Annotated in this window: 15 protein-coding genes; all 15 read left to right on the plus strand. The window is 64.4% G+C overall.

The window, feature by feature from the left end; translation table 11 throughout:
• Positions 1-34 precede the first annotated feature (34 nt).
• The 15 genes from urtB to JQ632_RS28380 all read left to right on the plus strand — a co-directional run bounded on the left by urtB (position 35) and on the right by JQ632_RS28380 (position 13,163).
• A complete protein-coding gene (gene urtB, locus JQ632_RS28310) occupies positions 35-1,645 on the plus strand; it encodes an urea ABC transporter permease subunit UrtB (protein ID WP_212405929.1) in 1,611 nt (536 codons plus the stop codon).
• Positions 1,642-2,811, plus strand: coding sequence for an urea ABC transporter permease subunit UrtC (urtC, locus tag JQ632_RS28315; protein WP_212405930.1), 1,170 nt, complete (start codon positions 1,642-1,644; stop codon positions 2,809-2,811). The genes urtB and urtC overlap by 4 nt, the downstream gene beginning before the upstream one ends.
• 4 nt (positions 2,812-2,815) lie before the next feature.
• The gene (urtD, locus tag JQ632_RS28320) at positions 2,816-3,577 is read left to right on the plus strand and encodes an urea ABC transporter ATP-binding protein UrtD (RefSeq protein ID WP_212405931.1); all 762 of its coding nucleotides are present in this window, start codon (positions 2,816-2,818) and stop codon (positions 3,575-3,577) included.
• 3 nt (positions 3,578-3,580) lie between these two features.
• On the plus strand, positions 3,581-4,276 hold the full coding sequence (urtE, locus tag JQ632_RS28325) for an urea ABC transporter ATP-binding subunit UrtE (protein ID WP_212405932.1): 696 nt from the start codon (positions 3,581-3,583) through the stop codon (positions 4,274-4,276).
• A 36-nt stretch (positions 4,277-4,312) separates the two neighbouring features.
• A complete protein-coding gene (locus tag JQ632_RS28330) occupies positions 4,313-5,143 on the plus strand; it encodes an urease accessory protein UreD (RefSeq protein ID WP_212405933.1) in 831 nt (276 codons plus the stop codon).
• Positions 5,144-5,168: 25 nt separating this feature from the next.
• Complete coding sequence (locus JQ632_RS28335) at positions 5,169-5,471, plus strand: urease subunit gamma (RefSeq protein WP_007605424.1); 303 nt, start codon at positions 5,169-5,171, stop codon at positions 5,469-5,471.
• A gap of 135 nt (positions 5,472-5,606) precedes the next feature.
• Positions 5,607-5,912: an urease subunit beta gene (locus JQ632_RS28340; RefSeq protein WP_212405934.1), complete on the plus strand. Its 306-nt coding sequence runs from the start codon at positions 5,607-5,609 to the stop codon at positions 5,910-5,912.
• Positions 5,913-6,004: 92 nt separating this feature from the next.
• Positions 6,005-6,472, plus strand: coding sequence for an endonuclease domain-containing protein (locus JQ632_RS28345; RefSeq protein ID WP_249152587.1), 468 nt, complete (start codon positions 6,005-6,007; stop codon positions 6,470-6,472).
• A 3-nt stretch (positions 6,473-6,475) separates the two neighbouring features.
• A complete protein-coding gene (locus tag JQ632_RS28350; protein WP_212405935.1) occupies positions 6,476-7,015 on the plus strand; it encodes an HD domain-containing protein in 540 nt (179 codons plus the stop codon).
• A gap of 37 nt (positions 7,016-7,052) precedes the next feature.
• Complete coding sequence (gene ureC, locus JQ632_RS28355) at positions 7,053-8,768, plus strand: urease subunit alpha (protein WP_212405936.1); 1,716 nt, start codon at positions 7,053-7,055, stop codon at positions 8,766-8,768.
• Between the two features lie 123 nt (positions 8,769-8,891).
• On the plus strand, positions 8,892-9,191 hold the full coding sequence (locus JQ632_RS28360; RefSeq protein ID WP_212405937.1) for a putative quinol monooxygenase: 300 nt from the start codon (positions 8,892-8,894) through the stop codon (positions 9,189-9,191).
• Between the two features lie 16 nt (positions 9,192-9,207).
• Positions 9,208-9,855, plus strand: coding sequence for an urease accessory protein UreE (gene ureE, locus JQ632_RS28365; protein WP_212405938.1), 648 nt, complete (start codon positions 9,208-9,210; stop codon positions 9,853-9,855).
• Positions 9,836-10,564 carry an urease accessory protein UreF gene (locus JQ632_RS28370; protein ID WP_212405958.1) on the plus strand — a complete coding sequence of 243 codons (729 nt, stop codon included), beginning with the start codon at positions 9,836-9,838 and terminating at the stop codon, positions 10,562-10,564. Before ureE ends, JQ632_RS28370 begins: the two co-directional genes overlap by 20 nt.
• Positions 10,565-10,611: 47 nt before the next feature.
• The gene (ureG, locus tag JQ632_RS28375) at positions 10,612-11,235 is read left to right on the plus strand and encodes an urease accessory protein UreG (protein ID WP_212405939.1); all 624 of its coding nucleotides are present in this window, start codon (positions 10,612-10,614) and stop codon (positions 11,233-11,235) included.
• Between the two features lie 272 nt (positions 11,236-11,507).
• Positions 11,508-13,163 (plus strand): HWE histidine kinase domain-containing protein, encoded by a 1,656-nt coding sequence (locus JQ632_RS28380; RefSeq protein WP_212405940.1) that lies wholly within the window; start codon positions 11,508-11,510, stop codon positions 13,161-13,163.
• Positions 13,164-13,191: the final 28 nt, after the last annotated feature.

Here is a 13,191-nt window from a genome sequence, read left to right on the forward strand (position 1 = left end):
CCTTCTCCACCCATTTCTGCCGGGGTCATTCACTGTGCTTGCCAATTTGCCAGCTCGCCTTCGCACGCTTGCGCTCTCGTTGTTCCTGATCGCATTTGCGCTGCCAGCCGCGGCCGGTCCGTTCGAGGACGCGGTCGCCAAATTCGCCAACGACGATTTTTCCGATACTGACGCTGCGATCGGCGTGGTCGCGAGCAGCGGCAATCCGCTCGCCTATCCCATCATCAGCGCGCTGAAGGACGGCCGTCTCATGGCCGACGCCGACAGCAAGAAGGTTTACGTGACCGGCACCGACGGCAAGTCGGTCGATGCCGCAACCGGCGAGGCGGTCGCCAGCGTTCCCGCAAGCGCGAGCGCCGTTCGCCTCAACAACCGCCTGCGCCGCAGCGTCGATGCGGCGCTCGGCGGCCTGACGCTGCTGTCGCCGGATGTCGGAACGCGCATCCAGGCCGCGCAGTCCGTGTTCAAGTCGCATGAGGAGTCGGCGCTTCCCGTCGTCGACAACGCGCTCGCCAAGGAGACCAACAGGTCCGCAAAAACGGCCCTCAGCGAGGCGCGCGCCGCCATCTTGCTGTACAAGCCGGACGCCAGCGAGGTCGACAAGCTCGAGGCGGTCGCCACCATCAAGGGCCGCGGCGACCAGGAGGCGATGGCGCTTCTGACCGGGATCGGCAGCGATCAGCCGGCTTCGGTGAAGGCGGGAGCAGCCAGCGCGATCGCGTCGATCCAGAGCTCGCTTGCGGTCTGGTCCGGGGTGCAGAACGCCTGGTACGGCCTGTCGCTCGGTTCGGTGCTGCTGCTCGCGGCGATCGGGCTCGCCATCACCTTCGGCGTGATGGGCGTCATCAACATGGCCCATGGCGAGATGGTGATGATCGGCGCCTACACCACCTTCGTGGTGCAGGAGGTGATCCGCACCCGCTATCCCGGTCTGTTCGACTATTCGCTGCTGATTGCGGTGCCGCTCGCCTTCCTCGTCGCCGGCGCGATCGGCGTCCTGATCGAACGCAGCATCATCCGCTTCCTCTATGGCCGGCCGCTCGAGACTCTGCTCGCGACCTGGGGCCTGTCGCTGGTGCTGCAGCAGGCCGTGCGCACCATGTTCGGCCCGACCAATCGCGAGGTCGGCAACCCCTCCTGGATGAGCGGTGCGTTCGAGCTCGGCCAGATCACGATCACCTATAACCGGCTCTGGATCCTCGTCTTCACGCTCGCGGTATTCGCGATCCTGCTCGCCATGCTGCGCTACACCGCGCTCGGCCTCGAGATGCGGGCCGTGACGCAGAACCGCCGCATGGCGGCATCCATGGGCATCGCGACCTCCCGCGTCGACGCCCTGACCTTCGGCCTCGGCTCGGGGATCGCCGGCATTGCCGGCGTGGCGCTGTCGCAGATCGACAATGTCAGCCCCAATCTCGGCCAGAGCTACATCATCGACAGTTTTATGGTCGTGGTGTTCGGCGGGGTGGGTAACCTCTGGGGCACGCTGGTCGGCGCCTTCACGCTCGGCATCGCCAACAAGTTCCTGGAGCCGGTCGCCGGTGCCGTGCTCGGCAAGATCGCCATCCTGGTGCTGATCATCCTGTTCATTCAAAAGCGGCCGCGCGGCCTGTTCGCGCTCAAGGGCCGTGCGGTGGAAGCATGACCCCTCACATGCTGACCCGATCGCTGGACCGCGGCGCGACGATATTCCTGCTCGTCGTCGCGACGATTGGCGTGCTGATCCCGCTGTCCAACCTGCTCTTGCCGTCAGGCTCGTTCCTGCACGTGCCGACCTATCTGGTGGCGTTGTGGGGCAAGTATGTCTGCTACGCGATCCTGGCGCTCTCGATCGATTTGATCTGGGGCTATTGCGGCATCCTCTCGCTCGGACACGGCGCGTTCTTCGCGCTCGGCGGCTACGCCATGGGCATGTACCTGATGCGCCAGATCGGCACCCGCGGCGTCTACGGCAACCCGATCCTGCCGGACTTCATGGTGTTCCTGAACTATCCGAAACTGCCGTGGTACTGGCACGGCTTCGACATGTTCTGGTTTGCCGCCCTGATGGTGATCGTGGTGCCCGGCCTGCTCGCCTTCTGCTTCGGCTGGCTCGCCTTCCGCTCCCGCGTCACCGGCGTCTATCTCTCGATCATCACGCAGGCGATGACCTATGCGCTGCTGCTCGGGTTCTTCCGCAACGATTTCGGCTTCGGCGGCAACAACGGCCTGACCGACTTCAAGGACATCCTCGGCTTCAACGTGCAGGCCGACGGCACCCGCGCGACGCTGTTCCTGCTGAGCTGCCTCGCGTTGATCATCGGCTTCCTGATCTGCCGCGCGATCGTCTCGTCCAAGCTCGGCAAGGTCCTGATCGCGATCCGCGACGCGGAATCGCGCACCCGCTTCCTCGGCTATCGCGTGGAATCCTACAAGCTGTTCGTGTTCACGGTGTCGGCCTGCATGGCCGGCGTCGCAGGCGCGCTGTACGTGCCGCAGGTCGGCATCATCAACCCGTCCGAATTCGCGCCGGGCAACTCGATCGAGGCCGTGATCTGGGTCGCGGTCGGCGGCCGCGGTACGCTGGTCGGCGCGGCGCTCGGCGCCGTCGTCGTCAACTACGCAAAAACCTTCTTCACCTCGGGCGTGCTCGCGCCGTACTGGCTGTTCATGTTGGGCGCGCTGTTCATCCTGGTGACGCTGCTCTTGCCGAAGGGCATCGTCGGCACCTTCAATTCCTGGTGGGAGCCCATGCGGGCCAAGCGCGTCTCCGGGGCCGCGGAGAGCGCCGCGGCCGAGAACGGCGTCAGCGAACCGAAGATGGCGGAGTAGGCGCATGAACGTCATGGACACCCGTGCGACTTCCGCGATGCTCTATCTCGACGGCGTGCACGTCTCGTTCGACGGCTTTCACGCCATCAACAATCTGTCGCTGACGCTCGAGCCCGGCGAAATGCGCGCCATCATCGGCCCCAACGGGGCCGGCAAGACCACGATGATGGACATCATCACCGGCAAGACCAAGCCGGACGAGGGCACGGTGCTGTTCGACGGCGTCACCGATTTGACCCGGCTGGACGAGACCCGCATCGCGGAGCTCGGCATCGGCCGCAAGTTTCAGAAGCCCACGGTGTTCGAGAGCCAGACCGTGCAGGACAACCTCCTGCTCGCGCTCAATGTCGATCACAGCGTCAAGGGTACGCTGTTCTGGCGCGGCAACAGGGCGGAATCGGAGCGCATCGAGAAGGTGCTGGAGATCATCCGCCTCACCGACGCGCGCAATCGCCTCGCCGGCAGCCTCAGCCACGGCCAGAAGCAGTGGCTGGAGATCGGCATGCTGCTCGCGCAGGATCCAAAACTCCTGCTGGTCGACGAACCCGTGGCTGGCATGACCGACGTCGAGACGCATCTCACGGCCGAGCTGCTCAAGGAGATCAACAAGACCCATACCGTGATGGTGGTCGAGCACGACATGACCTTCGTCCGCGAACTCGGCGTCAAGGTCACCTGCCTGCACGAAGGCACGGTGCTCGCGGAAGGCACCATCGACCAGGTCTCGTCCAACGAGCGGGTCATCGAAGTCTATCTGGGACGCTGAGCGATGCTTGAGGTCAAGGACATCAACCTGTTCTACGGCGCTGCGCAGGCGCTGCGTGGCGTCTCGATCGCAGCCGAGCCCGGCAAGGTGACCTGCGTGTTGGGGCGCAACGGCGTCGGCAAGACATCGCTGCTGCGCGCGATGGTCGGCCAGTATCCGATCTCGTCCGGCGCGATCGTGTTCGACGGCAATGACATCACCGGTCTGAAGCCCTACGAGCGCGCGCGCAAGGGCATCGGCTTCGTGCCGCAGGGCCGCGAGATTTTTCCGCTGCTGACGGTGGAGGAAAACCTCAAGACCGGCTTTGGCCCGCTCAAGCGCGAGGATCGCCATATCCCGGATGACGTGTTCTCGCTGTTTCCGGTGCTGCAATCCATGCTCGGCCGGCGCGGTGGCGACCTCTCCGGCGGCCAGCAGCAGCAGCTCGCAATCGGCCGTGCCCTCGTGATGCGGCCAAAGCTCCTGCTGCTTGACGAGCCGACCGAAGGCATCCAGCCGTCGATTATCAAGGATATCGGCCGAGCCATCTCCTACTTGCGCAACCTCGGCAACATCGCCATCGTCCTGGTCGAACAATATCTCGACTTTGCCTGCGAACTCGGCGACAGTTTCGCGGTGATGGATCGCGGCGCGGTGAAATTCACCTGCGACCGCTCCAATCTCGACCCGGGCGAAATCAGCCGCCAGATGGCGCTGTAAGCCAGCATTTTCTGCCGCGGCCGGCTGGGGAGGCGGATGCGCAGCGACGTTTCATCGGCATCTCTGACGTTCGAGGCCAATCGCGCCCGCGGCGCGGTGCGCTTCGACGTCCATGCGCGCGACGGCGTGACGCGTCGCGGCGTCTTGCATGAATCCGGCTCCCTGCGTGTGCGCTTCCCGTCGCCGGAAGGCGAGGGGCTCGCGGCGGTGTTCGTCAACACGGCGGGCGGCGTCGCCGGCGGCGACCGTTTTGACGTCGAGATCGCGGCAGCCGAAGGCACGCGCCTGACGCTGACCACTGCCGCAGCAGAAAAGGTCTATCGCGCCCCGGGGCCGGCGGCGCAACTCAGCATCGGCATGAAGGTCGGCGCGAACGCTCATCTCGGCTGGCTGCCGCAGGAGACCATCCTGTTCGACAGGGCGCGTGTCCAGCGCCGCTTCGACATCGAGCTCGATGAGACCGCCTCGCTCCTGCTCTGCGAGATCGTCGTGTTCGGCCGAGCCGCCATGGGCGAACGGATGGAGCAGGGCGAGTTCATCGACCGCTGGCGCCTCTCGCGCGGCGGCCGGCTGGTGTTCGCCGAGACCGTTCGGCTCGACGGCGCCATCGGTGCCAAGCTGGCGCGGTCCGCGGTCGCCAAGGGTGGCGCCGCGATCGGCACGGCCCTCATCGTCCCCGGCGACGAGGCCCTGGTCGAGCGGCTCCGGGAAGCCTCGGAATCCTTCGCCGGCGAAGTCGGGATATCCGCCTGGAATGGATTTGCAATGGCGCGCTTCTGTGCCCAAGATGCGGCCGCCTTGCGCGCCGACATGATGGCCGTGCTGGCGCGCACCGGCGCCGCACTGCCGCGGCTGTGGCTGAATTGATGAATGTAACGAGCAGAGATTTCGCATGAACCTGTCTCCCCGCGAAAAGGACAAGCTTCTGATTTCGATGGCGGCCATCGTGGCGCGGCGCAGGCTCGACCGCGGCGTCAAGCTCAACCACCCCGAGGCCATCGCAATCATCTCCGACTTCATCCTGGAGGGCGCCCGAGACGGCCGCACGGTCGCCGAGCTGATGCAATCCGGCGCGCAGGTGCTGACGCGCGATCAGGTGATGCCGGGAATCCCTGAGATGATCCACGACATTCAGGTCGAGGCGACGTTTCCAGACGGGACGAAGCTCGTCACCGTCCACGAGCCGATCCGCTAATTTGAATTCGTCATTCCACATTGCGCAAGTGCGCAATTGGGGCGCCCGAAAGGGCGAACCCGGAAATCCAGAGGTTGTTGATCGAGATTCCGGGTTCTCGCTTCGCGAGCCCCGGAATGACAGAGGAAGATAGACATGATCCCCGGCGAACTCTTCATCAAGGACGGCGAGATCGAGCTCAATGCCGGCCGCAAGACCGTGACGTTGACCGTTGCCAACACCGGCGACCGTCCGATCCAGGTCGGCTCGCACTACCACTTCTTCGAAACCAACCCCGCGCTGAAATTCGATCGCAAGAAGGCCCGCGGCATGCGCCTCGACATCGCCGCCGGCACCGCCGTGCGCTTCGAGCCCGGCCAGACCCGCGACGTCCAGCTCGTCGCGCTTGCGGGCAAGAAGACCATTTACGGCTTTCGCGGCGATGTGATGGGGAAGCTTTGACGTAAGTCGAGATGAGTGCAGTGATCTACAGTGAGGTGAGCACGCCGGTCGGGCTCCCTCCCCCCTTGCGGGGGAGGGTTGGGGAGAGGGGTATGCCGCACGACGAGGTCAGCGAGATTCAGCGCCATCGCGCTAAACGATTGCGGCGCGAGATGACTCGCGCGGAGACGTTGCTGTGGCGCTACCTGAAGGCCGATCGACTCGCGGGCCTAGCCTTTCGCCGTCAGACCCCCATGGGCCACTACATCGCCGATTTCGTCGCGCATTCCCGCAAGCTCATCGTTGAGCTCGATGGTGAGAGCCACGATTTCGAAGAGCGCATCCGCCATGATGAACGGCGCGACCAATGGTTCGCATCCCGGGGATATCGCGTGCTGCGTTTCACCAACGACGACGTGATGAAAAATCTCGAGGGAGTTGTTCTTTCCATTCTCGAAGCAGCGGAGCAAGCGGCACCCCTTTCCCTAACCCTCCCCCGCAAGGGGGGAGGGAACCCTTCCAGCGATGCGTCCCTGACTGATGACGAGAGTGGCGCGTCTCACGGCGTCGAGGAGGCGTGAGGCATGCTGCCCGCCGTCCGTCTCATCTCCGAAGCCGCTGAGCTGGCCGCGCGTCGGCATAATGGCATGGCGCGCAAGGGGCGGGGGAACGAGCCTTACATCAATCATCTCGCGGAGGTCGCGAACCTGCTGGCGACAGCGACCGATGGCGCGGATGCCGAACTCGTTGCGGCGGGCTGGCTGCACGATACGATCGAGGACACCGACACCACGCGCGAGGAGCTGGCGGAAAGATTCTCAGGCCGTGTCGCTTCGCTCGTCGTCGAATGCACCGACGACATGAGCCTGCCGAAGGCCGAGCGGCGCCGTCTGCAAGTGGTCGATGCACCCAAGAAATCCGCCGGCGCAAAGCTGATCAAGATCGCCGACAAGATCAGCAATATCGGCGCGCGCATTCATCCCGATCCGACCGCCGAAGAGCGCGGGGACCTCGTCGACTACACCGGCTGGGCCGAACAGGTGGTCGCAGGCTGCCGCGGCGGCAATCCATGGCTCGATACGACATTCGACAACATGGTGCAACGAGCGAGGGCTTCGCTTTGAGCGCCGACACAACATTCAAACGCAAGCGGGGCTAAAGATGTCCGTCAAGATCAAACGTTCCGTCTATGCCGACATGTTCGGGCCCACCACCGGCGACAAGGTGCGGCTCGCCGACACCGATCTCATCATCGAGGTGGAGAAGGATTTCACCATTTATGGCGAGGAGGTGAAGTTCGGCGGCGGCAAGGTGATCCGCGACGGCATGGGGCAGTCGCAGGTCACAAACAAGCTGGGCGCGGCCGACACCGTCGTCACCAATGCCGTGATCGTCGATCACTGGGGCATCGTGAAGGCCGACGTCGCGATCAAGGACGGCATGATCGCCGCGATCGGCAAGGCCGGCAATCCTGACATCCAGCCGGGCGTCACCATCATCATCGGCCCCGGCACGGACGTGATCGCCGGCGAAGGAAAAATCCTCACCGCCGGCGGTTTCGACAGCCACATCCATTTCATCTGCCCGCAGCAGATCGAGCACGCGCTGATGAGCGGCGTCACCTCGATGCTGGGCGGCGGCACCGGTCCCTCGCACGGCACCTTTGCCACGACCTGTACGCCTGGTCCGTGGCACATGGGGCGGATGATCCAGTCGTTCGACGCTTTCCCGGTCAATCTCGGCATTTCCGGCAAAGGCAATGCCTCGCGCCCTGCGGCGCTGGTCGAGATGATCAAGGCCGGCGCCTGCGCGCTGAAGCTGCATGAGGACTGGGGCACGACGCCGGCCGCGATCGACAACTGCCTGTCGGTTGCTGACGACTACGACGTCCAGGTCATGCTGCATTCCGACACGCTGAATGAATCGGGCTTCGTCGAGGACACGATCAAGGCGTTCAAGGGCCGCACTATCCACGCCTTCCACACCGAGGGTGCCGGCGGCGGTCACGCCCCCGACATCATCAAGGTCGCCGGCCTGAAGAACGTGCTGCCGTCCTCGACCAACCCGACGCGCCCGTTCACCCGCAACACCATCGACGAGCATCTGGACATGCTGATGGTGTGTCACCATCTCGATCCGTCGATCGCGGAAGACCTCGCCTTCGCCGAGAGCCGTATCCGCAAGGAGACCATCGCGGCCGAGGATATCCTGCACGACCTCGGTGCGCTCTCGATGATGTCCTCGGACTCGCAGGCCATGGGCCGTTTGGGCGAAGTGATCATCCGCACCTGGCAGACCGCGGACAAGATGAAGAAACAGCGCGGGTCGCTGCCGCAGGACAAGGGCAAGGACAACGACAATTTCCGCGTCAAGCGCTACATCGCGAAATACACGATCAATCCGGCGATCGCCCATGGCGTCTCAAAGCTGATCGGCTCGGTCGAGAAGGGCAAGCTCGCCGACCTCGTGCTGTGGTCGCCGGCCTTCTTCGGCGTCAAGCCGGATTGCATCGTCAAGGGCGGCTCGATCGTGGCCGCGCCGATGGGCGATCCCAACGCCTCGATCCCGACGCCGCAACCGGTGCACTATCAGCCGATGTTTGCCGCCTTCGGCAAGTCGCGCACGGCATCGTCGGTGGTGTTCACGTCGAAGGCTGCGGTCACCGGCGGCCTTGCGCGCAAACTCGGCATCGACAAGAAGCTCTATGCGGTCCAAAACACCCGCGGGAAAATTTCCAAAAAGAGCATGATCCACAACGATGCCACACCCAATATCGAGGTCGATCCGGAGACCTACGAGGTGCGCGCCGATGGTGAACTCCTGACCTGCGCACCGGCGGAGGTGCTACCGATGGCGCAGCGGTATTTCATGTACTGAAATAGCGCCTAAACGCATGTCCCCGGCGCGTGGCCGGGGGCGGATTTCCGGTTTTGCGTCCGTTCCCGCTTGGTCTAATGTCGCGCCCGGTATCCACCATAAGAAAAGCCGGGAGGATCTTTCGTGATCTACGTCGTTGCCACCCTGACCATCAAGCCCGAAACGCGCGCCGAATTCATTGCCGCCGCCACCGCCTGCATCAAGGAGACCCGGAAGGAGCCCGGCAACATCGCCTACGATCTGCACGAGAGCGTCACCGATCCGACCAAGATGGTGTTCGTCGAGCAGTGGGAAAACATGGAGGCGCTGGGCCCGCATCGCGCCACCGAGCACGTGAAGACCTTCGGCCGCGTCGCGGTAAAGTGCTTCACAGCGTCGCCGAAGATCGAATATATCACGCCCGAAAAGGTCGAAACCCGTTAACAGGACTCAAAGCCACATGATCCGCGCAACGCAGGTCAAGGGACAGCATCGCTTCACGCAGGCGCCAGATGATACCGTCGTGCTCGATTTCGACGACCGGCATCGCCGGCGCATGGCGATGACCGGCACCCGCGGGCTCGAATTCCTGCTCGATCTGGAGAACGCCGTCGCGCTGCGCGGAGGCGATGCGCTGGTGCTGGAGGATGGAAGGCTGGTCGAGGTGGTCGCGGCGCCCGAGCCGCTCCTGGAAATCCGCGGGTCCGATCCGCATCATCTGATCCGCGTCGCCTGGCATCTCGGCAACCGGCATCTGCCGACACAGATCATGGCCAAGGGCCTGCGCATCCGGCGTGACCACGTGATCGAGGCGATGGTCAAGGGATTGGGCGCACGGGTGATCGAGATCGAGGCGCCGTTCGATCCCGAAGGTGGCGCCTATGCCGATGCCGGTCATGCGCATGACGATCATGCGCATCACGGTCACGCGCATCACGATCATGGCCACCATGACCACGATCACGGTCATCACCATGACCACGGTCATGATCACCACCATCACGATCATTCCGCGCATGATCACCACGGCCACGATCATCACCATCACGACGAGCATTGCGATCACGACCACCATCACGGCCACTCCCATGCTCATGACCGCAAATGAGCCGCCGGCAGCGGGCGCGCTGGCGGACGGCGAGGCGGCTGCGCTGTATCGGCTGATGACCTGGCTGTCGCCGGCCTTTCCGGTCGGCGGCTTCTCCTACTCCAGCGGCCTCGAATGGGCGGTCGAGGCCGGCGACGTCACGGATACCGCGACGCTTGCCGACTGGCTCGATGCGATGCTGGGCGACGGCTCCGGCTTCTGCGACGCAACCTTCCTGGTTCACGCGTTTCGCGCCGCGGAGGCCAGCGATGAAGCGCGCCTGCGGGACGTCGTGGAGCTTGCCGCGGTCTTCGTGCCCTCGCGCGAGCGGCAACTCGAGACCACGACGCAGGGGCGCGCCTTCACCGACATCGCCCGCGCGGCGTGGGATGCGAGAGGTCTGGATGCGCTCGTTGCGGCATGCGGCAGGCCACCAGTCTACCCCGTCGCGGTCGGCGTGGTCGCGGCCGCCCATGGCGTTCCGCTGCCCGCGACGCTGCATGCCTTCCTGCATGCACTGGTCTCGAACTGGATTTCGGCTGCGAGTCGCCTGATTCCGCTCGGACAGACCGACAGTCAGCGCGTGCTCGCCGCGCTCGAAGGAGCAGTCGTCGCGACCGCAAATCGTGCGCTGCATGCGACATTGGATGATCTCGGCAGCGCCACCTTCCGCGCCGACCTCGCCAGCCTCCGGCACGAGACGCAATATACCCGGCTGTTCCGGTCATGAACGGTGCACGACGCTTCCCCGGGACGACGTTAGGAGAGAACGAGCTTATGTCGAAATCTCACGGCCCCCTGCGTGTCGGCGTCGGCGGTCCGGTCGGATCGGGCAAGACCGCGCTGATGGACCTGCTCTGCAAGTCGATGCGCGAGCGTTACGATATCGCGGCAATCACCAACGACATCTACACCAAATGGGACGCGGAATTCCTTGTGCGCTCCGGTTCGCTGACGCCGGACCGGATCGCCGGCGTCGAGACCGGCGGTTGTCCGCACACGGCAATCCGCGAGGACGCATCGATGAACCTCGCGGCGGTTGCGGACATGCGCGCAAAGTTTCCCGGTCTCGACCTGGTGCTGATTGAATCCGGCGGCGACAATCTGGCCGCGACCTTTTCGCCGGAGCTCGCCGACCTCACGATCTATGTCATCGACGTGGCTGCGGGCGACAAGATTCCGTCCAAGGGCGGGCCGGGGATCACCCGTTCCGACCTCCTGGTCATCAACAAGATCGACCTTGCGCCGCATGTCGGCGCATCCCTGGAGAAGATGAACACGGACGCCAAGCGGATGCGGGGTGAACGTCCGTTCGTCATGACCAATCTGAAGAAGAGCGAAGGCCTCGACCGCATCATCGGCTTCATCGAAACCAAGGGCGGGCTGCGCGGGGCGACGTGAGCGGGCTTCCCGCGCCTTGTTAACACCTGCGGCAAATGTGCAGCCGCGGAACCATAATCGGCGCCTGCGATTAACAAACTCCGGTGCCCGGAGCGCAAAAATGCCATGGCCAGGCGGATTAAGCTTCTTGGCCTATCCAAGTTGCGTCCCGATGCTGCCTCCTTCATTATATCCCTCGGTGGGGTCTTTCTCTCTTTCGGCGATGGCCGTTCGAGCGGCGTACAAATGCTCCGTGTTCTTCGCCAGCCTCGCACCTGCTTCTGAGTAATCGAGTGGTCCGGCTGGGATTCATCATCGGCTTTATCGCGTTGCTCGGAGTGTTGTTGTCCGGGCTTGCGGCCTATCGTGTCCATGATCAGGAGCTGACCATCGACCGCATTGCGCTGGCGCGTGCGATCGACGTTCATGCGAGCCTGGTGCAGGACCGGCTGACGGAACGGGAGCTGCTCGCCCGTGTCGCCTCCGGTCTGTTCCGGGCGCCGTCGGTGATCAAGCCCAACATGCTGGAGCCGCTGCGCTCGGCAATCTACGCCTTCAAGACCGATTTCGTCGTGGCCGCCTGGATCGCCAGGCTCAAGCCCGACGAGCTGGATGCGGCGCGCGCGGTGCTTGCGGCCGCCGGCTTCCCCAATCCCACCATCCGCAATTTCGACGACAAGCCCCTTGACCCCGCCGCGCTCACGCAGCCGATCGACGTGCTGATGGATCTCGAGCCGCGCAGCGACGATACCAAGGCGCTGCCCGGGCGCTCCTACGATCAGGATCCGGTGCGCGGCGCGATGCTGGCGCGGGCCAAGGCGGAGAAGCGGTCGGTCGCATCCGACCCTCTTCCGCTGCTCCGCGACAACGGGGCGATCGGTGTCATCGTGGCCGCACCCGTCATCCCCGAGGGGGCGACGGAGCCTGCCGGCTTCGTCACCTTCTCCTACGAGCTCGCCTCGCTGATGCTGACCAATGACGACATGTCGTTATTCTCGGTTGCCTTGAAGGACCCGCGCAAGCCGTACGAAGAGCTGACCGCGAGCGATCAGGGGATCGTCAGCACGCGTGAAGTATCGGACAGCCGCGTGCCGTCGTCGAACCGCACCGTGAGCTTCGGCGGCCGTGACTGGCAGCTCAGCTATTATGCCAAGACCAATTCGGTGCGACGGGCCGAGCAGACCGCGATAATCGTGGCCGCGATCGGTTTCGCCATCACCGCGATGGTCTGTGGCCTGTTCGGCTATGTCGCCTACAACAATCTGCGGCTCAGCCGCGAAATCCAGGTGCGGATCGGCTTCGAACGGCGGTTGACGGCGGTCATCGACGAGCTCAACCATCGGGTCAAGAACATCCTGGCGGTGATCCAGTCCATCGTCACGCGTACGCTGCGCCACGGCTCCGACATCGACGTCGCGCGCGAGCTCTTGATCGGCCGCATCCATGCCATGTCCAACGTGGTTTCGCTGCTGAGCGAGAGCCAGTGGCAGGGCGTGAAGCTGAAGGGCCTGTTCGAGGCGCGCGCCATTCCGCATGCCGACCGTATCGCCGTCACCGGCCCCGATATCGCGGTGAGCGCGCGCGCCGCGCAGAGCCTGTCGCTCTTGTTCTTCGAGCTTGCCTCGCATTCCGACGAGGGATTGTCGCTGGTCGGCAAGCATCCGCATATCACTGCGAACTGGACCGTGACGGGCGAGGAGCCCGACGCGGTCTTCCATTTCCGCTGGGAGGAGTCCAACACCAGCGAGGCGACGCGCCGTGCCGATTCCGATTTCGGCCTGATCCTGCTCGATCGCGTCGCGCCCGAAGCGCTCGGCGGCACGGCCAAGCGCTATTTCACGGAAGCCAGCTACGTCTATGAGCTGACCGCTCCGATGGAGACCGTCATCGACATGACGGAGCGCGATCGCACGGAGAAGTTTTCGCAGCCGGTGCGGCCGGTGCGCTGAACTCCTCTTCCTTCTCCCGCAAGGGGAT

The organism is Bradyrhizobium liaoningense (assembly GCF_018130955.1).
In the GTDB taxonomy this organism is placed as follows: Bacteria; Pseudomonadota; Alphaproteobacteria; order Rhizobiales; family Xanthobacteraceae; genus Bradyrhizobium; species Bradyrhizobium liaoningense_C.